The organism is Mesorhizobium amorphae (assembly GCF_014843845.1).
GTDB lineage: Bacteria > Pseudomonadota > Alphaproteobacteria > Rhizobiales > Rhizobiaceae > Mesorhizobium > Mesorhizobium amorphae_A.
The window spans coordinates 136263-157503 of record NZ_JHQS01000060.1 but is presented as its reverse complement, the minus strand read 5'-3'; the positions used below and the strand labels follow the sequence as shown (position 1 = coordinate 157503).

The following is a 21241-nucleotide window of genomic DNA, read 5'->3' as shown; positions in this document are numbered from 1 at the left end:
GAGCACCGGAAGCGCAGAAAACGCCATCAGATGGCCGCCGGAGTAGAGTTTCCAAATGGTCTCTCAGGCCTTCTTGCCGTGCTTGACCAGATCCTGGGCGACCGAAAGCCGCAGCAGTTCCGCCAGTTCGCGCGCGGCGCGGTTTTCCGCGTCGAGCTGTGCCCGGTAGGAGGCGTATTCCTGGGTTGGCCTGTCGAACGATGACGGCACCGAGCGCTTGCCGGTTGCGATCACCGCGCCGGTCCTGGCGTCGGTCAGCACATAGTTCGAGGTCAGCGTCACCGTGCCGGCCGTCGGCTCGTCCTCGTCGGTCTGGATCTGCACGAGGGCTGCCGATTCGACCAGCTCGCTGACGCCGAGATCGAGCGTGTAGACCGGCGAAGCCGGCTCGCCCGCGCCCTGGCCGAGCCCGAAGATCAGATTGTTGCGCACCTGCTGGGCGTAGCGGGTCTTGACCGGCTTGATCGAGATCGACGCCAGTTCGGCGGCGGCGCCGACGGTCGAGCCGGCGGTGAGCGGCGCGTTCGAATAGAGCGGACGCACCGTACAGGCCGAAACCAGCGCGGCCGAGGCGACCAGGCCGCACAGTGCTGCACGGCGCAGAAAACGCGTCGTCTTTCCAAGCTCAGGCAACGACATTGACGATCCTCTGCGGCACGATGATCACCTTGCGGGGCGCCTTACCCTCGAGCGCTTTCTGCACGAAGTCGAGGGCCAGCACCGCTTTTTCGACGGCACCTTGGTCTGCGTCGCGGGCAATTGTCAAATCGCCGCGCTTCTTGCCGTTGACCTGGACCGGCAGCACGATTTCGTTGTCGACGACCAGCGCCGGATCGTAGACCGGCCACGGCCGTTCGGCGACCATATCGGCGCCGCCGAGCGTCTCCCAGCACTCCTCGGCCAGATGCGGCATGACCGGCGCGACCAGGTGCACCAGGATCGCCACCGCCTCTCGGCAAGCGCCTTTCAGTGCCGGATCGGCCTTGCCTTCCGCGACTTCGTTGAGCGGCGCGGTCAAGGCATTGGCGAGCTCGTAGACGCGGGCGATTGCGCGGTTGAAGGCGAGCTTCTCGATGTCTTCGCCGACCGCTTTCAGGATCTTGTGCGCGGTTTTGGAAACGGCACCCGCCTCACCGTCCTGCGCCGCCGCCGGCTGGATGCCGGCCAGCGACTCGGCAGCCATTGACACCAGTCGCCAGACGCGCTGGACGAAGCGGTGCGCGCCGGCCGCGCCATCGTCGGTCCATTCGACGTCGCGCTCGGGTGGCGAATCCGACAGCATGAACCAGCGCGCGGTGTCGGCGCCGTAGCCGTCGGTGATCTCTTCCGGGCTCACCGTGTTCTTCTTCGACTTCGACATCTTCTCCAGCGGGCCGATCACGGCCTCATCGCCGGTGGCGATCTCGATAGCGCGGCGCTTGCCGTCGACATCCTCCAGCCTGACCTCGCCGGGCGACAGCCAGCGGCCGTTGGACGCGCTGCCGACGCGGTAGGTCTCGTGCACCACCATGCCTTGCGTGAACAGGCCCTTGAACGGCTCGGCTAGGTCGAGATGGCCGGTTTCGCGCATGGCACGGGTGAAGAAGCGCGAATAGAGCAGATGCAGGATCGCATGCTCGATGCCGCCAATATACTGGTCGACCGCCAGCCATTCATTGGCCGCCCGCGGGTCGGTGGGATCGTCGGCCCAGGGCGCGGTGAAGCGGGCGAAATACCAGGACGAATCGACGAACGTGTCCATCGTGTCGGTTTCGCGCCGTGCCGCCTTGCCGCATTGCGGGCAGTTGACATGCCGCCAGGTCGGGTGGCGGTCGAGCGGGTTGCCCGGCCGGTCGAACTCGATGTCGTCGGGGAGTTTGACCGGCAGAGCGGCCTTCGGCACCGGCACCACACCGCAATCCTCGCAATGGATCATCGGGATCGGGCAGCCCCAGTAGCGCTGGCGCGAAATGCCCCAGTCGCGCAGGCGGAAGTTCACCTTGCGCTCCGCCATCGGCCGGTTGCCGATGGTTTTCTGCTCGAGCAGCTTCGCCACCTCGTCGAACGCCTTCGTCGGCGTCATACCGTCAAGGAAGCGCGAATTGATCATCACACCGTCGCCGTCATAGGCCTCCTCGATGATCTGGAAGGTTTTCGCATCGGCGTCTTCCGGCATCACCACCGGCACCACCGGCAGGCCGTATTTGTTGGCGAAGTCGAGGTCGCGCTGGTCGCCGGACGGGCAACCGAAGATAGCGCCAGTGCCGTATTCCATCAGCACGAAATTGGCGACATAGACCGGCAGCGTCCAATTGTCGTCGAACGGATGGACGACGCGGATGCCGGTGTCGAAACCCTTCTTCTCGGCCGTCTCCAGCGCCGCCACCGAGGTGCCCATGTGACGGACCTCCTCGATGAACTTGGCCAAAGCCGGATTGTCTTCCGCGGCCTTCTTCGCCAGCGGATGGTCGGCGGCGACCGCCATGAAGGAGGCGCCGAAGATGGTGTCGGGCCGCGTCGTATAGACTTCCAGCTCATGCTCGTCGGCAATCGGTGCCGCCAGCGGCCAGCGGATCAGCAGCCCTTCCGAGCGGCCGATCCAGTTGTGCTGCATCAGCTTGACCTTCTCCGGCCACTCGTCGAGGCCTTCGAGCGAATCCAGGAGGTCCTGCGCATAGTCGGTGATCTTGAAGAACCACTGCGTCAGCTCGCGCTGTTCGACCAGCGCGCCCGAGCGCCAGCCGCGCCCGTCGATCACCTGCTCGTTGGCGAGCACCGTCATGTCCTCCGGGTCCCAGTTGACCTTGGAAGATTTGCGCGTCACCAGCCCCTTCTCGACGAAGTCGAGGAACAGCATCTGCTGGCGGTGGTAGTAGTCGACGTCGCAAGTGGCGAATTCGCGCGCCCAGTCGAGCGACAGGCCCATGACCTTGAGCTGCTCGCGCATGGCGGCGATATTCTCATAGGTCCAGTCCTTGGGATGGACCTTGTTCTGCATCGCCGCGTTCTCGGCCGGCATGCCGAAGGCGTCCCAGCCCATCGGGTGCAACACGCTGAACCCCTTGGCCCGCTTGTAGCGCGCCACCACGTCGCCCATCGTGTAGTTGCGGGTGTGGCCGATATGGATCTTCCCCGACGGATAGGGGAACATCTCCAGCACATAGTATTTCGGGCGCGGGTCGTCGTTTTGAGCTTCGAACAGCTTCTTGGCGTCCCAGGCCTTCTGCCATTTGGGCTCTGACGCGCGCGGATTGTATCGTTCGGTTGCCATTGGATGTTTTTCACTTAAAAGCAGGCACGAGCCACCGAACATGGCCGGCGGCCAGGGAAAATGTCGTCGCGGTGTTCACCATGGATTGCCGGACCCGTCAACTGCGGCGATCCGGCCGAGAGCGATAAAGACAGGCAGGATTTAGGCATGGCGAACGCCGTCGAACAGCTTTTTGCCGTCAAGGTGCGGATCGCCGCCGCCGAGCGCGAGGCCGGGCGAGATGCCGGTGCGGTGACGCTGGTCGCGGTGTCGAAAACCTTCGAAGCCGCCGATATCCGTCCGGTGATCGAGGCCGGCCAACACGTCTTCGGCGAGAACCGCGTGCAGGAAGCACAAGCCAAATGGCCGGCGCTGAAGGCAGCATTCCCGGAAATCGAACTGCACCTCATCGGTCCGCTGCAGTCGAACAAGGCGAAGGAAGCAGTCGCCCTGTTCGACGTCATCGAGACGATCGATCGCGAGAAGATCGCGGTCGAACTTGCCAAGGAGATCGCCCGGCAGGGCCGGACACCAAGGCTCCACATGCAGGTCAACACCGGCTCGGAGCCGCAGAAGGCAGGCATCGAGCCGCGCGAGGCCGTCGCCTTCGTCGCCCGTTGCCGCGAGGTTCACGGCCTCGCCATCGAAGGCCTGATGTGCATCCCGCCGGCCGACGAGAATCCCGGCCCGCATTTTGCCCTGCTGGAGAAGCTCAGCAAGGAAGCCGGTGTCGCAAAACTGTCGATGGGCATGTCCGGCGATTACGAGACGGCCATCGCCTTCGGCGCCACCAGCGTCAGGGTCGGCTCCGCCATCTTCGGCAGCCGCTAGCAGAAGCTTGAGCCAATCCCAACAGTGCAATTGCGCCAGCGCTTGAAACGGAACGTACCGTTCCTATTTTTCGGACGTCATCACCAAATCTCCCGGAGCCGCCACCATGCGCTACAATCAACTCGGAAATACGGGGATGTTCGTCTCCGAACTTTGCCTCGGCACCATGACCTTCGGCGCCGCCGGCGAAAACGCCCAATGGGGCCTGATCGCCAGCCTGAACCAGAAGGGTGTCGACGAGATCGTCGGCCGGTCCATAGCCGCGGGCGTCAATTTCTTCGACACGGCCGACGTCTATTCGTTCGGTGAGTCCGAAAAACTGCTCGGCCAGTCGCTGAAAAATCTCGGCGTCAACAGGTCGGACGTGGTTATCGCCAGCAAGGTCCACGGCGCCATGGGCGGCGGCCCGAACCAGCGCGGCTCCTCGCGCGGCCATATCATGGATTCGGTCGATGCCAGTCTCGAGCGGCTGCAGCTCGACCATATCGACCTCTACCAGCTGCACGGCACCGATGCGGTGACGCCGATCGACGAGACGCTGCGGGCGCTCGACGATCTCGTCTCCAGTGGCAAGGTGCGTTACGTCGGCGTCTCGAACTGGCAGGCCTGGCGTATCGCCAAGGCGCTGGGCATCGCCGAGCGCAAGGGCTTTGCCCGCTTCGAGACCGTGCAATCCTATTATTCCATCGCCGGCCGCGACCTCGAACGCGAGATCGTGCCGCTGCTCGCCGAGGAAAAACTCGGCCTGATGGTCTGGTCGCCGATGGCCGGCGGCCTGCTCTCCGGCAAGTATGGTCCCGGCGCGCCCGGCAATGGCGAGGGCCGCCGCGCCTCCTTCAATTTCCCGCCGGTCAACGAGGACCGCGCCTGGGCCGCCGTCGCTGTCATGCGCGGGGTTGCCAAAAGGCATGATGTCAGCGTCGCCACGGTGGCGCTCGGCTATGTGCTGGCAAAACCCTTCGTGATGAGCGTCATCATCGGTGCCAGCCGCATGGAGCAGCTAGAGCAGAACCTTGCCGCGACAGAGCTGAAGCTCGACGCCGACGATCTGGCCAGGCTGGACGAGGTGAGCGCGCTGCCAGCCGAATATCCCGGCTGGATGTTGGAGCGGCAGGCGGCAGGCCGCCGCCCGGCGCCGTTCGCACCGAAGGCGTAAGCAACAGCCATCCCGAGAGCCATCGGCTCCCGAACGTCCTTCAGAGCCGCACGGTCTCGACCAGAAAATCGAGAAAGGCCCGCACCCGCGCCGGCAGATGCTTGCCTTGGCCGACATAGACGGCGTGCGTCAGCTCCTCATCACCGGGATTGAACGCCTCCAGCAATGGCACCAGCCGCCCGGCGGCGATGTCCTGCTCCACATGCCAACGCGCCAGCCGGGCGATGCCCGCGCCTGCAAGCGCCATTAGCCGCATCGCCTCGCCGTCGCCGACCAGTGCGTTTCCCGTGGTCGAGACGACTGTCGACAGGCCGGCTCTATCGACAAAGGGCCAGCCGTCGATATGGCGCGAGAAGCGGAAGCCCATCCGGTTGTGGCGGTCGAGATCGGCTGATGTCCGAGGCGTGCCATGCCGTTCGAGATAGGACGGCGCGGCGACCACGACTGTCCGGCTTTGCCCGAGCTTGCGCGCCACCAGCCGCGATTCGCCGAGCGGCCCGGCGCGGATGGCGACATCGGCGCGCTCCTCCATCAGGTCGATGACATGGTCGGTCAGCACAAGGTCGACCGAGATCTCGGGATAACGTTCGAGGAAGCGCGGTAGCAGCGGGATCAGCCGGTGCTGGCCGAAGGGTACATAGCTGTTGACCCGCAGCAGGCCACGCGGCGCAGCGCCCGCCGCCGTCTCACGCTCGGCCGCCGCCATGTCGGCCAGGATGCGCACGCCGCTGTCATGGAAGGCAATGCCCTCCGGTGTGAGCTGCAGCCGCCGCGTCGAGCGGCTGATGAGGCGTGCGCCAAGCCGGGCCTCCAGCCGCGCGATCAGCTTGCTCACCGCCGACGGCGTCATGCGCAGTGCCCGCGCCGCAGCCGAAAAGCTGCCCGCCTCGACGACGCGGACGAACACTTCGATCTCTCCAGATCGGTTTATCTCCGGCCTCGCCATTCGTGAATCTATTTCACAGAAAGTATGCCCAAAGCAAGACTGGTTCACAGTTGGTTGCGACACGATCTTCCAGGTCGGGACGCGGCGACAGGCGTCCTTCCGCGACCAACAGGACGATCGCCATGCCTCTTGCTCTCTATGCCCTTGCCGCCGGCGCCTTCGGCATCGGCGTTACCGAATTCGTCATCATGGGCCTGCTCATCGACGTCAGCATCGATCTCGGTGTCTCGATCTCGGCCGCCGGCCAGCTCATTTCCGGCTATGCGCTGGGCGTCGTCATCGGCGCACCGCTCCTGACCATCGCCACCGGCCGCTGGCCGCGCAAGACCGTGCTTCTGGTGCTGATGGCGATCTTCACCATCGGCAATCTCGCCTGCGCTTTAGCCCCCGACTACTGGACGCTGATGGGCGCCCGCGTGCTCACCGCCTTTGCCCACGGCACCTTCTTCGGCGTCGGCTCGGTCGTGGCGACCGGGCTGGTCGCGCCCAACAAGAAGGCGTCGGCGATAGCCCTGATGTTCACGGGGCTCACCATCGCCAACATCCTCGGCGTTCCCTTCGGCACCTGGCTCGGCCAGGCCCTCGGCTGGCGCGCGACCTTCTGGGCGGTGACCTTGGTCGGGCTCGCTGCCTTCGCCATCATTCTCCTTCTGGTACCGCGCGGCCAGGCGGAGCCGGAGAAGAGCAAGCTCAGCGCCGATCTCGCCGTCCTTGCCCGCGCACCGGTATTGCTCGGCTTCGCCACCACCGTGCTTGGCTATGCCGGCGTGTTCGCCGTCTTCACCTACATCGCCCCGTTGCTCACCGAGATCAGCGGCTTTGGCGAGGCGGCGGTGTCGCCGATCCTGCTCGTCTTCGGCGGCGGCCTCATTGCCGGCAATCTCATCGGCGGCAAGGCAGCCGACCGCTGGCTGGTGCCGGCCGTGCTCGGTAGCCTCGTCCTGCTGGCACTGGTGCTCGCCACCATGACCCTCACTCTGCACAATCAGGTGACGGCCGTCCTCTATGTCGGCCTGCTCGGCGCCGCCGCTTTTGCCACCGTGGCGCCGCTGCAGATGTGGGTGCTGGAAAAGGCCGACGGCGCTGGCCAGAGCCTCGCCTCGTCCTTCAACATCGCCGCCTTCAATCTCGGCAACGCCGCAGGCGCGTGGCTGGGTGGCGTGGTGATCGCCCACGGCCCCGGCCTCGGCGCCGTCACCTGGGTCGCGGCCTTGCTGCCGCTTTCGGCGCTCGGCGTGGCCGCACTGGCGCTGCGCCTCGATCACAACCCGGCGCTTGGCGAACCGGCATCCGCCCGCTCGTGACGATCCTCGAACAACACCCCTTCGACCTCACAAGGAGCAAGAAAATGGACTATCGACATCTTGGCGCATCGGGCCTGAAGGTCCCCGTGCTTTCATTCGGTGCCGGCACCTTCGGCGGCTCGGGGCCGCTGTTCGGCGCCTGGGGTAACAGCGACGCCAGCGAAGCACGGCGGCTGGTCGACATCTGCCTCGAGGCCGGCGTCAATCTCTTCGACACCGCCGACGTCTATTCGAATGGCGCTTCCGAAGAGGTGCTCGGGCAGGCCATCAAGGGCCGCCGCGACGCCGTGCTGATCTCGACGAAAACCTCGCTGCCGATGGGCGATGGGCCAGCCGACTACGGTTCCTCGCGATCGCGGCTGATCAAGGCGGTGGAGAGCGCGCTAAAGCGTCTCGGCACCGACTACATCGATCTGTTGCAACTGCATGCCTTCGATGCCGGCACGCCGATCGAGGAGGTGCTGTCGACGCTGGACGACCTCGTGCGCACCGGCAAATTGCGCTATGTCGGCGTCTCCAATTTCTCCGGCTGGCAGGTGATGAAATCGCTCGGCCTCGCCGACAGGCACGGCTACCCGCGCTACGTCGCCCATCAGGTCTATTATTCGTTGGTCGGGCGCGACTATGAATGGGAGCTGATGCCGCTCGGCCTCGACCAGGGCGTCGGCGCGCTGGTGTGGAGCCCGCTCGGCTGGGGCCGCCTGACCGGCAAGATCCGCCGCGGCCAGCCCTTGCCGGAAAAGAGCCGGCTGCACGATACCGCGAGCTTTGGGCCGCCGGTCGAGGACGAACACCTTTTCAAGGTGGTCGAGGCGCTCGACGCTGTGGCTGCCGAAACCGGCAAGACCGTGCCGCAGATCGCCATCAACTGGCTCTTGCAACGCCCGACCGTTTCATCGGTCATCATCGGCGCCCGCAACGAGGAGCAATTGCGCCAGAACCTCGGCGCCGTCGGCTGGTCGCTGACGCCAGAGCAGATCAAGAAACTCGACGCGGCAAGCGAAGTCACCGCGCCCTATCCCTACTTCCCCTATCGCCGTCAGGAAGGTTTTGCCCGGTTGAGCCTGCCGGCGGTGTGACCGTACCCTTCGCTGTCAAATGGCTCGTTCCATCAGGATGCAGGGCAACATCGGCCCAGGGCCGATGCGCACTTCGATCCGCCCCATCGACCTGAAGCCCAACGCCGAATAGAACCCCTCCGCGTTGAGGCTTGCGTGGCATTCGAAACGGCGCGCCCGACCACCGTGCATCTTCTTCGCACCGGCCGTAAAGCGCGCTCCCAACCCCGCGGCCCAACCATTCGGGACGAGTGGCGAAATGGCGGATATGCGCGAGTCCGGGTGTCACTTCAGAACTTCCGGGCCGTTCCCACGACCAACCGCCGCCGCCAACAGCAATGTCGATGTCGTCTACCGCGAGATAGTAGGTGCCGGCAGAAAGCAGCGCCGGGTTTGCGCGGGTGATCAAAGGCAGCGCAGCATCAAGAACGGCCGGATCGTACGATGTGCGCATCGAGCCGGGGTAGGACTCACGCAGCATCTCACTCGCCCCGGGCTCGTCCTCCAGCATGGCGCGCCTGACAATGAAGGTGGAGGACATGCTCAGCATCCGTCTGTCCAACGGCCGGCGTTCGACGGACCGCCGGACTTATCGGTCGAACATCGGGTTTTGACCCTAGTGCAGCACGAACTCGCCGTCGACCTTGCGCCACTCATTCGGCGCGATCAGCTTCTGGTGCGTATAGGTCACCGAATGCAGCGGGCCGTCGAGCTTGGTCTTCCAGAACTCGATGAAGCGGATCAGCACCGGGAATTTCGGGGCGATGTCGTAGTCCTGCCAGATGTAGCTCTGCAGCAGATGCGGATGATCGGGAAAATGATAAAGAATCTTGGCCGTGGTCAAGCCATAGCCTTTGAGCATCAGGTCCATTTCGGAATGGTCATGCATTGCAGCCCCCTGGGTCGATTCTCCTTTCCTCCCGACATCAGATTGTGCGCCTTGTTATTTAACTGTCTATTGATTTTTCCTGATCGTATCCGGGTTTTCCGCGCGAAAACATGCAGTTAGCAGCGACCATGGTCGAGTGCTGACAGCGCCGGACAATGCCCCTGCGGCATCCCGCCGCGCGAATCCAACGTCTAATATTGCCGTCATCGTGGAACTGTTAATAATGCGCGCGAATTCGCGGCCGCTTCGCCGCGATGGCGCCGGCGCCCAAGCCGGCGCGTTGGTTTCGGGAGGGAAGTAAAAATGTCCGAGGTTCATGTCCATCGCATCCAGCCGGCGTGGAAGAAGAACGCGCTGATCGACAACGACACCTACCTCAAATGGTATGCCGACAGCGTCAAGAACCCGGACAAGTTCTGGGGCAAGCACGGCAAGCGCATCGACTGGTTCAAGCCTTTCAGCAAGGTCAAGAACACCTCCTTCGACGGCAAGGTCTCGATCAAATGGTTCGAGGACGGCGAGACCAACGTCTCATACAACTGCATCGACCGGCACCTGAAGAAGCGCGGCGACCAGACCGCCATCATCTGGGAAGGCGACAATCCCTATGACGACAGGAAGGTCACCTACAACGAGCTCTACGCGCATGTCTGCCGCTTCGCCAATGTGCTGAAGAAGCACGGCGTCAAGAAGGGCGACCGCGTCACCATCTACATGCCGATGATCCCGGAAGCGGCCTATGCGATGCTCGCCTGCACGCGGCTAGGCGCCATCCATTCGGTGGTCTTCGGCGGCTTCTCTCCCGACGCGCTGGCCGGCCGTATCGACGACTGCAAATCGACCTTCGTCATCACCGCCGACGAAGGTCTGCGCGGCGGCAAGCATGTGCCCCTGAAGGAAAATACCGACAAGGCGATCGAGATCGCCGCCAAGGCCGGCACCAGGGTCGAGAAGGTGCTGGTCGTGCGCCGCACCGGCGGCAAGATCAACTGGGTGGCGGGCCGCGACCTCTGGCACCATGACGAGGTGGCGACGGTCAAGGCCGACTGCAAGCCGGAGAAGATGAAGGCCGAGGATCCACTGTTCATCCTCTACACCTCGGGCTCGACCGGCAAGCCGAAGGGCGTGCTGCACACCACCGCCGGCTATCTCGTCTATGTCTCGATGACCCACCAATATGTCTTCGACTACCATGACGGCGACATCTACTGGTGCACCGCCGATGTCGGCTGGGTGACCGGCCACAGCTACATCGTCTACGGGCCACTCGCCAACGGCGCGACCACGCTGATGTTCGAGGGCGTGCCCAACTACCCGTCGCAGTCGCGCTTCTGGGAAGTCATCGACAAGCACAAGGTCAACATCTTCTACACCGCCCCGACGGCGCTGCGCGCGCTGATGGGCGCCGGCGACAGCCACGTCACCAAGACCTCGCGCAAGTCGCTGCGCGTGCTGGGCTCGGTTGGCGAGCCGATCAACCCGGAAGCCTGGGAGTGGTATTTCAACGTTGTCGGCAACGGCAAGGTGCCGATCGTCGACACCTGGTGGCAGACCGAGACCGGCGGCATCCTGATCACGCCGCTGCCCGGCGCCACCAACCTCAAGGCGGGTTCGGCGACGCGGCCCTTCTTCGGCGTCAAGCCGCAGCTGGTCGACAACGATGGCAAGGTGCTCGAGGGTGCGGCCGACGGCAATCTCTGCATCACCGATTCCTGGCCGGGCCAGATGCGCACCGTCTATGGCGATCACGAGCGCTTCGTGCAGACCTATTTCTCCACCTACAGGGGCAAGTACTTCACCGGTGACGGCTGCCGCCGCGACGCAGACGGCTACTACTGGATCACCGGCCGCGTCGACGACGTCATCAACGTCTCCGGCCACCGCATGGGCACGGCGGAAGTCGAATCGGCTTTGGTCAGTCACGACAAGGTTTCCGAGGCCGCCGTCGTCGGCTACCCGCACGACATCAAGGGCCAGGGCATCTACTGCTATGTCACGCTGATGGCCGGCGAGGCATCGAGCGAGGCGCTGCGCAAGGAACTGGTCGACCATGTCCGCAAGGAGATCGGCGCCATCGCCACGCCCGACAAGATCCAGTTCGCGCCGGGCCTGCCCAAGACCCGTTCCGGCAAGATCATGCGCCGCATCCTGCGCAAGATCGCCGAGGACGATTTCGGCGCGCTCGGCGACACCTCGACGCTGGCCGATCCGGCCGTCGTCGACGACCTTGTCGCCAACCGGCAGAACAAGAAGGCATGATACAGGACAAGGCTGCCCTGGGTGCGGTTGCCCAACTCTGGCGCTATCCGGCGAGTTCGCTCGCCGGCGAGCGCCTGGATGCGATCCCGGTCGGCCCCGAAAGCATCGACGGAGACCGCATGTTCGGCCTCGTCGATCGATCGGACAATGAGATCGCACGGCCCGACCGCGACGCGAAATGGCACAAGGTGCCGTTGATCCGCACCCGGCTGACCAACAACCGCGAACTGGAGATCGCCCTCCCCGACGGCGACTGGCTGGCTGCACCCGGCGCCGAAAGCGACCGCGCCATCTCCGCCTTTCTCGGCTTTGAAGCTTCGATCCGGCCGTTCCGCCGCGAAAACGCCGCGCCCGACTATGCCGGCCCGCTGACCGCGGAGCGCTACGTCAAGAACCCCATCCATCTGCTGACCACCGCCTCGCTGGCGCGGCTGAAGGCACTGCATCCGGAAGGTGCCGCCGACCCGCGCCGCTTCCGCCCCAACATCGTCGTCGACATGGAGCCGGTCGAAGGCTCGTTCCCCGAAACGGAATGGATCGGCCGCAAGCTAGCGATCGGCGACCTGCTGCTGACGATCTCCGAGCCGTGCCGCCGCTGCGGCTTCACCATCATCGCCCAGGACGGTTTCGACAACGATCCCGGAATCCTGCGCAACCTGGTGCGCCACAACGCCCACAATCTCGGCGTCTACTGCACGGTCGACCGGCCGGGGCGGGTCGAGGTGGGCGCGCCGATGCGGTTCGTCTGACAAGGCGCCTCTGGCTTTTTCAAACCTGCGTCTTGTCTTTTGCTGCAACGCACCCCATCATGAGGGTGTGTTCAACAGATCGAAAGGAGGTGATCCGATGTCGAGTGATTTCGTTTTCCAGAACGTGGCCTCAGCGGATTGCACTTTCGGGAAGCAGTCTTCCCGTTAAGGCGCGAGAAGCGCGGCAGGTGATGCGACAGCATCACCGCCAGAGACCGCGCCATGGACGGAAACACGGAAGGCCGCCGGCTTCGAAAGAAGCGGCGGCCTTTTCCGTTCCCACGACCTGCCCGAAGTCGGCGGATCAGCGCTTGATCGTCAGCGTCTCGATGTTGCGTGCGATTTCAAGGAATGCTGCGTTGAGCTCGGCCCCGTTGGCCGCCTGATAGAAGTGCTTGATCCTGCCGGTGTCGGCGCTCGCGCAATCCCGCAGCGTCGCCTTGGCGTTCTTCTCCTGGAGGTCGAAGCCGATGGTGAAGATTTCGATGCCCTGGTCGCGCATGGCGGCGCACAGTGTCTTTGCCGCGGTGCGGGTCGGTTCCTTGCCGGCGTCGTTGTAGACCTCGCCGACGCTGCTGGCGTCGAAATAGGACAGGTTGAACTCGCCGTCGGTCATCAGGATCGCGATCTTGGCGACCTTTCTCGGGTCCATCTTTGCCGGCCGCTGCGAAGCGATCATCACGCTGCCCCAGTTCTCGGAAAGCATGTACCAGGCCCATTGCACGCCGATATGGCCGGCAGTGCCGCCCGAGGCGGCAAAGGTCTTGATGACATTCTTCAGCGCATCGGCATCCGCCGTCAGCGGCATCAGGGCAGCGGCCGGGCAAGCTGCCGTGCGGCTGCTCTTTGCGAAGTCCGACAGGAAATAGTCGCGATTGACCATGCTGACGTCGGGACCGGCGTCCGAATATTGATAGGTGCCCTTGCGCTCGGTGGCGCAATTGTCCGGGCGTGACGAGGCCGCGACATATTTCGGGTCGTCATTGCCCGGAGCCTGTTTGCGTTGGCCGGCCTTGGTTTCGACATAGACGCTGCTTTCCGCAAGCGAACCGGCATTGACCGAATTGGCGTAGGGCACGATCGACACCCGCACCCTGGGGTTGGCCTGGTTCTGATTGTCGAGGAAGCTGTCGACCGCATTTGCGGCGGCGGCCCTCAAGTCCTTTATCTTTTGACCGGCCATCGATCCGGTCACATCGAGCATCATTGCCACCTCGATCGTCTTGTCCGAATAAAGTGCCGTGGTGGAGACGCCCACGCGCTGCATGTCGCCCATGCTGAACAGCGGGAAATAGAACGTGACGTCGGCATGGACGTCCGCCCGGACGGTCTTGGCCGTCTTGTCGACCGTCAATTTGTCGAGAACGATCTGGTCGGCCTGCAGGATGCCGGCCGCGCTGTTGGCATCGAGAAAGGCCTGCACGGACTTGTTCGCATCGGCTTCCTTGATGACGCCGGTGGTGAGATCGCGTGCCGTCGAGGTGACCGCCGCGTCGACGACGCCCTGCAGGCTCGATTTGGCGTTGTAGAGTTGGGAGACGTTGACTGCGAAGCCGACGCCCAGCGCCAGCACCGACGCCGCAAAGCCGAAGACGATGGCGAAGTTTCCGCCACGATCCCTGGCAAAGCCGCCGGACGCCTGAACAAAACCCCTGAACTGCCGCATCTTTCCGCCTCCACCTGCCGCGGCCTCGAAACCGCATGAGGGGAGTTGCAGGAATCCGGCCGGATGGCGCTGCCGCGACGGCAAAAGCCGCCATCTCCTGCCAAGCCATTGTTTTCACTCGGCTTCGAAGTCGGGCAAGGTGAACGGCCGGTAAACAGAAAACCCGAGCCGCAACTTCCTTTACGAAGTGCTTACCATGATCCCGCCCGTGGCGCTTTTCGGTCCCGGTCCGGCACAGACCGACTGTCCCGAAGCGGATCACCCGTCGATCTCGGGCGCGGACGGCGTCGTCAGGCCAGCATTTGGGCGCTGACGGTTCTGTCGACGCCATGATGGGGCGGACTGAACAGGTTACGCTCCTGCTCATAGGTCCAGACCTTGAACAGGCTGAGCCGGTGCGGGCCGAAACTGTGCAGCAGCGGCACGTCGGTGGCATCGCGGCCGCGCGCGATGACGACACGACCGATTCGAGGGCGATTGTGGCGCGGATCGAACGTGTACCACTTGCCGTCGAGGAAGACTTCCATCCATGCCGAGAAATCCATCGGCGCCGGATCGACCGGCACGCCGATATCGCCGAGATAGCCGTTCACGTAGCGGGCCGGGATGTTCATGCAGCGGCAGAGCGTGATCGCCAGATGGGCAAAGTCGCGGCAGACGCCGACGCGCTCCTCATGCGCCTGCGCCGCCGTGCGGGTCGAGCGCGCATAGCCGTAGCCAAAGGACAGGCGGTTGTGGACATAGTCGACGATCGCCTGCACCCGCGCCCAGCCCGGCGGAAGGTTGCCGAACAGCTGCCAGGCGAGGTCGCTGAGATGGTCGGTCTCGCAATAGCGGCTGCCCAGCAGATAGCCGAGCACCTCGTCCGGCAATTCCGCCACCGGTGTTTCCCTGGCCAGCATGTTGACCTCGTCTACCTCGCCGCTGTCCTCGATGACTGCGTCATAGAGGATGCGAAAGCCGCCGCCAGGCGCCGTGAAGCGCCGGCAGGCATTGCCGAAAAGGTCATAGTAAACCTTGGTCGGCACCGAGGGCGACGTCAGCACGCGGGTCTGCCGCTTGATGTCGGCCTGCCTGTCCTTGTGGATGTCGAGCAGCGAAATGACCGGCGTGGCTGCAACACTTTCAATAGCGATTTCGTAGCCGAGCCTGATCAGCATCGCGGTTCCCCCTTCGGTCTCTTTGAAAGACAGCTTTTTGAACGCAGCAGGCAGGCCAATGGTTCCCCTGGACGGGTCAAAATGCGACCTTGCGCCTTCCCATGGCCCAGCCATGAGGCTACGGTCGGCCACAGCTTTGCCCCTCCCGAAAACGACCCCCAGGATATCAGATGTTTGCAGGCAGAAAATTCGCGGCCTTTCTGTTCGACATGGACGGCACGGTAATCAACTCCATTGCCGCCGCCGAAAGGGTGTGGACGCAGTGGGCGCAGCGCCAGGGCCTCGACGTCGCCGCCTTCCTGCCGACAATCCATGGCGTGCGGGCGATCGAGACCATCGGCCGGCTCAATCTTCCAGGCGTCGACCCGGTAAGCGAGGCTGACGCGCTGTTGCAGGCCGAGGCGGCCGACCTCGATGGCATCCTGCCGATCGCCGGCGCTGTCGCCTTTCTGAAGTCGCTGCCGCCCGAACGCTGGGCCATCGCCACGTCGGCGCCGCGCGAGCTGGCGCTGCTGCGCATGAAGGCAGCCGGCATCCCGATACCAGCCGTCATAGTCGCTGCCGAGGACGTCACCCGCGGCAAGCCGGCGCCCGATTGCTTCCGGCTGGCCGCCAAACGGCTCGGCGTCGACGCGCGCGATTGCCTGGTCTTCGAGGACGCCCCGGCCGGCATTGCCGCGGCCGAGGCGGCCGAAGCCACAGTCATGGTGATCAGCGCCACGCACGGCCACCCGCTGCAGACGCCACATATGGCGATCGCCTCTTACGACCGGCTCGGCATCGTCGTCGACGATCGCGGCTGGATCGCTCCCGCACCGGAGCTGGCCGCGGCTTAAGGGTAGATTTCAAGGGTGGGTTGAGATTCAGGTCAGGTCGAGTCGAAAATGGTGGATTCCGAGAACCGGAGCGGAGCGTACTTGAAGTACGTGAGCACCGGAAGCGCAGGAAGCCGCCATTTGCAGGCCGGCTGAATATCAGCCCACCCCTAAAAGTCGCTGGTCAGGCCCTTCACCTCCCAGTCGCCATAGCGGCCGGGTTCCTTGCCGCCGCGGCCGCCGATTTCCTTCGGCAGCGCCGCTTCCTTTTCGCGATATGCCTCGCGCCTTGCCCGCGCTTCCGCCAGAGCGCGGCTGGCCGCCGGCGTCAGTGGTTTTTGCGATAGATCGCGATCCGGGCCGGCGTCGGTTTTGATGGTCTGGTCGGTCATGCGATAGTCCCGACGGATTGAAACAGGGGCAGGTGTTTCCCATCATATAGCGATGAACCCGCTTGGATCGACCCCTTTTCGCCGCCACGGACGGAGCAGCCGATGAACACCCTTCGCACCGCCATGCTTCTTGCCGCGATGACGGCTTTGTTCATGGGCGTCGGCTTTCTGATCGGCGGCACGGGCGGCATGATGATCGCGCTGCTGATCGCCGCCGGCACCAATCTGTTCAGCTATTGGAACGCCGACAAGATGGTGCTGTCGATGAACCACGCTGTCGAAGTCGACGAGAAGAATGCGCCCGAATATTACGCCATCGTCCAGGCGCTCGCCCAACGGGCCGGACTGCCGATGCCGAAAACCTATCTGATCGACAACCCGCAGCCCAATGCCTTCGCCACCGGCCGCAATCCCGAGAATGCCGCGGTGGCGGCCTCGACCGGGCTGTTGCAGAGGCTGTCGCATGAGGAGGTCGCGGCGGTTATGGCGCACGAGCTTGCCCATGTGCAGCACCGCGACACGCTGACCATGACCGTCGTCGCCACGCTTGCCGGCGCCATCTCGATGCTCGGCAATTTCGCCTTCTTCTTCGGCGGCAGCCGCGACAACAACAACCCGTTCGGCTTCGTCGGCGTGCTGGTGGCCATGCTAGTGGCGCCCTTCGCCGCCATGATCGTGCAGATGGCAGTGAGCCGCACCCGCGAATACGAGGCCGACCGGCGCGGTGCCGAGATCGTTGGAAACCCGCTTTGGCTGGCTTCGGCCCTTGACAAGATCGCCCGCAGCGCCGAACGCATCCCCAACCCGGATGCCGAGCGCAACCCGGCCATGGCCCATCTCTTCATCATCAACCCGCTTTCCGGCGCGCGCATGGACAATCTGTTCTCCACCCATCCAAACACCGACAACCGCATCGCCGCCCTGCAGGCGATGGCGCGCGGCGGTGCGTCGCAGGCAGCGCCGCGCCAGGCGCCGACGCCACGCCAGGCGGACGAGCAGCCATCGGCGGGACCGTGGGGCAAGCAAGCTGAGCAGGAGCAGCCGGCTGAGCCGCCGCGGCCGAAGTCCAACCCGTGGGGACGCAACCCGACCGGACCCAAAGGTCCGTGGTCGTGAGCGGCGCCAAACGCCGGCAGCGGACACCAGGCGATCGTGAAGACAACGCAGGCAGCGAGACGGTAGCCGGCCTTGCCGCGCGCAAGGCGGCGGCGCGCCTGCTCGCCGCCGTCATCGATGCGCGCACGCCGCTCGACGGATTGACCGATCACGAGAATGGCCATCCGCAATACAAGGCGCTCGACCTGCGCGACCGCGCGCTGGTGCGCGCCATACTGGTCACCGCACTGCGCTATCGCATGACGATTGCGGGCCTGCTGGCGCGGCGCCTGGAAAAGCCGCTGCCGGCCAATGCCACCGTGCTGTCGCATATTCTGCATGTGGCAGCGGCGCAGATCCTGTTCCTCGACATTCCCGACAGCGCCGCCGTCGACCTTGCCGTCACCCACGCCAAGTCCGACCCGCGCACGCTGCGCTTTTCCGGCCTGGTCAACGGCGTACTGCGCACGCTCGCGCGCTCGAAAGAGGTCGAATTGGCCGCCGCTCTTGCCGCCACCGACGAAGCGCCAAAATGGTTTTCCGATCGGTTGAAGGCGGCCTATGGCGCCGACAGGACCGGGCAGATCCTGGCTGCCCATCGCCATGAGGCGCCGGTCGATTTCACCGTCAAGTCCGATCCGGCACTTTGGGCCGAACGGTTCGGCGGCATAGTGCTGCCGACCGGCACGGTGCGCGTGGAAAAACTCAGTGCCTCCGTCCCCGACCTGCCCGGCTTCGCCGACGGTGCCTGGTGGGTGCAGGACGCTGCCGCCAGCCTGCCGGCCCGGCTGTTCGGCGATGTCGGACGGCTTCGTGTCGCCGATCTTTGCGCCGCCCCCGGCGGCAAGACCGCGCAGCTCATTCTTGCCGGCGCCAATGTCACCGCGGTCGACACATCGAAAAGCCGGCTGGCGCGGCTGACGCAGAATCTCGAGCGGCTCGGCCTCTCCGCCGAGATCGTCCAGGCGGACCTGCTCGACTATCAACCGGAGGAATTGTTCGACGCAATTCTGCTCGACGCGCCCTGCTCCTCGACCGGCACGGTGCGGCGGCATCCCGACGTGCCGTGGACCAAGACCATGGCCGATGTCGAAAAGCTCGCCGGGCTGCAGGCAAGGCTGCTCGCCCGCGCCGTCAGCCTGGTCAAACCCGGCGGGCGGATCGTCTTTTCCAACTGTTCGCTCGACCCGATCGAAGGCGAGGATCTCTACCGCGCCTTCCTTGCTGGCACGGCTGATGTCGTCGACGATCCCGTTCGGCCTGGCGAGTTTGCCGGCATCGATGCGTTCCTGACGCCGCAAGGCACGCTGCGCACCACGCCCGCCGATCTGATGCTTGAAACGCCTGGGATTTCCGGTCTCGACGGCTTCTTCGCCGCCCGCATGCGCCGGGTCGGCTAAAGTCGTTTTTCACTAAAATTTGCTGACTTTTCTAAGGAGAATCAGGCCGCGGCAGCGTGAACTCCTTCACCATGGCGAAATCCACCTTCGCATAAGTTCTTGAATCATATAAGCTTGTCCTTGGGTATGGACGACCAGGAGGGGATTTGGCACTTGCTGCCGGCAGCACGACGCGTCTTTGGACGCTTGTCGCGAGGGAGTTCTGGCGCAAGACGCGCCGGCGCCTGCGTGCCGGGCCGATCTATCGCTGGCGCTATTCCGGCCGTACGCCCGAACGCGTCCTGATCGCACCACCGGACCTGAGGCTCGCCGATCCGCAGATCGCGCTCGAGATCTATTACGGCCGCTATCCGCTGTCGGGCCATATGGTCGAGACCGGCGGCAAGTCGCCGTTCCAGATCGCCGTGCCCAATCGCGGCTGGCAAAAGACGCTGCACGGTTTTCGCTGGCTGCGCCACATGCGCGCCGCCGGCACCGAGCTTGCCGCCGCCAATGCCCGCGCGCTGGTTTCCGACTGGATCGCCATACACGGCAACCAGATTTCGGGCATCGCCTGGGAACCCGGCACGACGGCCAAGCGGGTCATTGCCTGGCTGCAGCATTCGTCAGTGGTGCTGCAAGGTGCCGAATTTCCTTTCTATCGCGCCTTCCTGAAATCGCTCGCTATGCAGATCCGTTATCTCCGGTCGATGGCGCGCGAAATGCCCGACGGCAAGGACAGGCTGCGCGCCCGTATCGCGCTCGCCTTCGCCGCTTTATCCCTGCCAGCGCCGGCATCGGCGCTGCGCAACGCCACCCGCAACCTGGCGGAGGAGCTCGAGCGCCAGATCCTCCCGGATGGCGGCCATATTTCGCGCAACCCGATGACGGTGCTCGAACTTCTCGCCGACCTCCTTCCGCTGCGCCAAACCTACGCCAACCAGGCCGAGACGCCGCCGCCGGCGCTGATGGGCGCCATCGACCGCATGCTGCCGGCGCTGCGTTTCTTTCGCCACCAGGACGGCAGCCTCGCCCGCTTCAACGGCATGGGCGCTACCATCCACGACCGCATCGCCACCATCCTGCGCCACGACGACACTGTCGGCGCGCCGCTGCTGCATGCGCCGCATTCGGGTTATGAGCGCCTGTCGATGGGCGGCGTGACCGTCATCGCCGACACCGGCCTGCCGCCGCCCATCGATGTTTCCAACGCCGCGCATGCCGGCTGCCTCGCCTTCGAACTCTCCTCCGGCCGCCAGCACTATGTCGTCAATGCCGGCATCGACACCTACGGCGCCGCCGAATTCCGGCCACTGGCCCGCGCCACGGCCGCGCACTCGACCGCCACCATCAACGACACCTCGTCGGCGCGTTTCAGCCATTCGCTGCGCGTCAACGATCTCCTGGGCTCGCCGCTGATCGGCGGTCCGCAGCATGCGCCCTGCAAACGCACCGACCAGAAGGGCAGCCAGGGCTTCATCGCCCGCCACGACGGCTATGCCGCGCGCTTCGGCTTCCTGCATGAGCGCGAGCTGACGCTGGCGAACAATGGCAATGTACTGACCGGCAGGGACCGCTTCCTGCGCCCCGGCGGTGCTGCGATCCGCAACAACGGCCGCGACTTTGTCACGGTGCGCTTCCACATCCATCCCGATGTAGATCTGCTGCAGGACGAGCATGACCGGCTGGTGCTGACCGGCGATCAGACCGACACCTGGGTCTTCACCTGTAAGGAGGTCGTGCCGGAGGTCGAGGAATCGATCTATTTCGCCGGCCTCGGCGGCCCGCGCCGCAGCCGCCAGATCGTGCTGGCCTTCAAGGCCTCCGAGATATCGGAGGTTCACTGGCAGCTGACACGCACGATCGCCACCGGCTATCAATTATGATTTCCGACGACAAGTATATCGAACTTATCACCGCAGCGATAAATCGCCTGACGATGGAGGGCTCGGAGGTTCAGTGGAACGTCCAGATTGAACGCAGACAGTTTGACGTCCTCGCAGTCATTCGAGTCGGTCTTTATGAAATATTGATGGCATTTGAGGTCAAAGATAAAAAGAGACCCATTTCAGTCGAGCTGATGGATGCCTTTGTAACCAAGGCGTCTGATGCAAAGGTCAACAAAGCGGTGTTTGTTAGTACAACAGGATATCAACGAGGTGCAATCGAGGTAGCTCGGCGCCATGGTATCGAGCTTTTCAAGCTTAGTTTTGAAAACGAGCATCTGAGGTTACCACCCATAACCGTATTGGCTGGTGATGGGTAGCCGCCATTTACCGTTCAGCCAAAAATTGAGCAGCTAGGCGAAACTGA

At 64.3% G+C, this 21241-nt stretch carries 19 protein-coding genes; 11 read left to right on the top strand and 8 right to left on the bottom strand.

The window, feature by feature from the left end; genetic code table 11:
• Positions 1-63: 63 nt before the first annotated feature.
• Positions 64-639, bottom strand: coding sequence for an LPS assembly lipoprotein LptE (locus tag DH08_RS25825; RefSeq protein ID WP_192181972.1), 576 nt, complete (start codon positions 637-639; stop codon positions 64-66).
• Entirely contained in the window at positions 626-3250 is a 2625-nt protein-coding gene (gene leuS / locus DH08_RS25820; RefSeq protein WP_192181971.1) for a leucine--tRNA ligase, read from the bottom strand. The genes DH08_RS25825 and leuS overlap by 14 nt, the downstream gene beginning before the upstream one ends.
• A 147-nt stretch (positions 3251-3397) precedes the next feature.
• Between leuS and DH08_RS25815 the strand changes: the two genes are divergently transcribed.
• Both DH08_RS25815 and DH08_RS25810 read left to right on the top strand, forming a co-directional pair.
• Positions 3398-4060, top strand: a complete 663-nt coding sequence (locus tag DH08_RS25815; RefSeq protein ID WP_192181970.1) for a YggS family pyridoxal phosphate-dependent enzyme — start codon at positions 3398-3400, stop codon at positions 4058-4060.
• 106 nt (positions 4061-4166) lie between these two features.
• Positions 4167-5216 (top strand): aldo/keto reductase, encoded by a 1050-nt coding sequence (locus DH08_RS25810; protein WP_192181969.1) that lies wholly within the window; start codon positions 4167-4169, stop codon positions 5214-5216.
• Between the two features lie 40 nt (positions 5217-5256).
• Here the strand turns inward: DH08_RS25810 and DH08_RS25805 are convergent, their stop codons facing one another.
• Positions 5257-6162: a LysR family transcriptional regulator gene (locus DH08_RS25805; protein WP_192181968.1), complete on the bottom strand. Its 906-nt coding sequence runs from the start codon at positions 6160-6162 to the stop codon at positions 5257-5259.
• Positions 6163-6284: 122 nt separating this feature from the next.
• On the opposite strand from DH08_RS25805, the gene DH08_RS25800 reads away from it, so the two are divergent.
• Both DH08_RS25800 and DH08_RS25795 read left to right on the top strand, forming a co-directional pair.
• Positions 6285-7466 carry an MFS transporter gene (locus DH08_RS25800; protein ID WP_192181967.1) on the top strand — a complete coding sequence of 394 codons (1182 nt, stop codon included), beginning with the start codon at positions 6285-6287 and terminating at the stop codon, positions 7464-7466.
• Positions 7467-7510: 44 nt separating this feature from the next.
• On the top strand, positions 7511-8545 hold the full coding sequence (locus DH08_RS25795; RefSeq protein ID WP_192181966.1) for an aldo/keto reductase: 1035 nt from the start codon (positions 7511-7513) through the stop codon (positions 8543-8545).
• Here the strand turns inward: DH08_RS25795 and DH08_RS37515 are convergent.
• The gene (locus DH08_RS37515; RefSeq protein WP_428339213.1) at positions 8472-8978 is read right to left on the bottom strand and encodes a GNAT family N-acetyltransferase; all 507 of its coding nucleotides are present in this window, start codon (positions 8976-8978) and stop codon (positions 8472-8474) included. The genes DH08_RS25795 and DH08_RS37515 overlap by 74 nt on opposite strands.
• A 162-nt stretch (positions 8979-9140) precedes the next feature.
• Positions 9141-9413 carry an usg protein gene (locus DH08_RS25790; protein WP_192181965.1) on the bottom strand — a complete coding sequence of 91 codons (273 nt, stop codon included), beginning with the start codon at positions 9411-9413 and terminating at the stop codon, positions 9141-9143.
• A 303-nt stretch (positions 9414-9716) separates the two neighbouring features.
• Between DH08_RS25790 and acs the strand changes: the two genes are divergently transcribed.
• Together acs and DH08_RS25780 are read left to right on the top strand one after the other, a co-directional pair.
• The gene (gene acs / locus DH08_RS25785; protein ID WP_192181964.1) at positions 9717-11672 is read left to right on the top strand and encodes an acetate--CoA ligase; all 1956 of its coding nucleotides are present in this window, start codon (positions 9717-9719) and stop codon (positions 11670-11672) included.
• Complete coding sequence (locus DH08_RS25780; protein ID WP_192182085.1) at positions 11672-12421, top strand: MOSC domain-containing protein; 750 nt, start codon at positions 11672-11674, stop codon at positions 12419-12421. The genes acs and DH08_RS25780 overlap by 1 nt, the downstream gene beginning before the upstream one ends.
• A 304-nt stretch (positions 12422-12725) precedes the next feature.
• Here DH08_RS25780 and DH08_RS25775 read toward each other — a convergent pair whose 3' ends face one another.
• Positions 12726-14087, bottom strand: a complete 1362-nt coding sequence (locus DH08_RS25775; RefSeq protein WP_192181963.1) for a pilus assembly protein — start codon at positions 14085-14087, stop codon at positions 12726-12728.
• 290 nt (positions 14088-14377) lie between these two features.
• Positions 14378-15247: a transglutaminase-like domain-containing protein gene (locus tag DH08_RS25770; protein ID WP_192181962.1), complete on the bottom strand. Its 870-nt coding sequence runs from the start codon at positions 15245-15247 to the stop codon at positions 14378-14380.
• Between the two features lie 170 nt (positions 15248-15417).
• Between DH08_RS25770 and DH08_RS25765 the strand changes: the two genes are divergently transcribed.
• Entirely contained in the window at positions 15418-16083 is a 666-nt protein-coding gene (locus tag DH08_RS25765; protein ID WP_192181961.1) for an HAD-IA family hydrolase, read from the top strand.
• 149 nt (positions 16084-16232) lie between these two features.
• Here the strand turns inward: DH08_RS25765 and DH08_RS25760 are convergent, their stop codons facing one another.
• On the bottom strand, positions 16233-16454 hold the full coding sequence (locus DH08_RS25760; protein WP_192181960.1) for a DUF1674 domain-containing protein: 222 nt from the start codon (positions 16452-16454) through the stop codon (positions 16233-16235).
• 102 nt (positions 16455-16556) lie between these two features.
• Here DH08_RS25760 and htpX point away from each other — a divergent pair, with 102 nt between their 5' ends.
• From htpX to DH08_RS25740, 4 genes are all read left to right on the top strand, one after another.
• The gene (htpX, locus tag DH08_RS25755; protein WP_192181959.1) at positions 16557-17570 is read left to right on the top strand and encodes a zinc metalloprotease HtpX; all 1014 of its coding nucleotides are present in this window, start codon (positions 16557-16559) and stop codon (positions 17568-17570) included.
• Positions 17561-18949 (top strand): transcription antitermination factor NusB, encoded by a 1389-nt coding sequence (locus DH08_RS25750; protein ID WP_192181958.1) that lies wholly within the window; start codon positions 17561-17563, stop codon positions 18947-18949. The genes htpX and DH08_RS25750 overlap by 10 nt, the downstream gene beginning before the upstream one ends.
• Before the next feature lie 146 nt (positions 18950-19095).
• Positions 19096-20814 carry a heparinase II/III family protein gene (locus tag DH08_RS25745; RefSeq protein ID WP_192181957.1) on the top strand — a complete coding sequence of 573 codons (1719 nt, stop codon included), beginning with the start codon at positions 19096-19098 and terminating at the stop codon, positions 20812-20814.
• Positions 20811-21194 (top strand): restriction endonuclease, encoded by a 384-nt coding sequence (locus DH08_RS25740; RefSeq protein ID WP_192181956.1) that lies wholly within the window; start codon positions 20811-20813, stop codon positions 21192-21194. The genes DH08_RS25745 and DH08_RS25740 overlap by 4 nt, the downstream gene beginning before the upstream one ends.
• The last annotated feature ends 47 nt before the right edge of the window (positions 21195-21241 follow it).

Coding starts and splice junctions, on each gene's coding strand:
- DH08_RS25775 (WP_192181963.1), bottom strand. CDS start 14,087: ATGCGGCAGTTCAGGGGTTTTGTTCAGGCGTCCGGCGGCTTTGCCAGG.
- DH08_RS25765 (WP_192181961.1), top strand. CDS start 15,418: ATGTTTGCAGGCAGAAAATTCGCGGCCTTTCTGTTCGACATGGACGGC.
- DH08_RS25740 (WP_192181956.1), top strand. CDS start 20,811: ATGATTTCCGACGACAAGTATATCGAACTTATCACCGCAGCGATAAAT.
- acs (WP_192181964.1), top strand. CDS start 9,717: ATGTCCGAGGTTCATGTCCATCGCATCCAGCCGGCGTGGAAGAAGAAC.
- DH08_RS25810 (WP_192181969.1), top strand. CDS start 4,167: ATGCGCTACAATCAACTCGGAAATACGGGGATGTTCGTCTCCGAACTT.
- DH08_RS25815 (WP_192181970.1), top strand. CDS start 3,398: ATGGCGAACGCCGTCGAACAGCTTTTTGCCGTCAAGGTGCGGATCGCC.
- DH08_RS25825 (WP_192181972.1), bottom strand. CDS start 639: ATGTCGTTGCCTGAGCTTGGAAAGACGACGCGTTTTCTGCGCCGTGCA.
- leuS (WP_192181971.1), bottom strand. CDS start 3,250: ATGGCAACCGAACGATACAATCCGCGCGCGTCAGAGCCCAAATGGCAG.
- DH08_RS37515 (WP_428339213.1), bottom strand. CDS start 8,978: ATGCGCACATCGTACGATCCGGCCGTTCTTGATGCTGCGCTGCCTTTG.
- DH08_RS25790 (WP_192181965.1), bottom strand. CDS start 9,413: ATGCATGACCATTCCGAAATGGACCTGATGCTCAAAGGCTATGGCTTG.
- htpX (WP_192181959.1), top strand. CDS start 16,557: ATGAACACCCTTCGCACCGCCATGCTTCTTGCCGCGATGACGGCTTTG.
- DH08_RS25770 (WP_192181962.1), bottom strand. CDS start 15,247: ATGCTGATCAGGCTCGGCTACGAAATCGCTATTGAAAGTGTTGCAGCC.
- DH08_RS25795 (WP_192181966.1), top strand. CDS start 7,511: ATGGACTATCGACATCTTGGCGCATCGGGCCTGAAGGTCCCCGTGCTT.
- DH08_RS25760 (WP_192181960.1), bottom strand. CDS start 16,454: ATGACCGACCAGACCATCAAAACCGACGCCGGCCCGGATCGCGATCTA.
- DH08_RS25800 (WP_192181967.1), top strand. CDS start 6,285: ATGCCTCTTGCTCTCTATGCCCTTGCCGCCGGCGCCTTCGGCATCGGC.
- DH08_RS25805 (WP_192181968.1), bottom strand. CDS start 6,162: ATGGCGAGGCCGGAGATAAACCGATCTGGAGAGATCGAAGTGTTCGTC.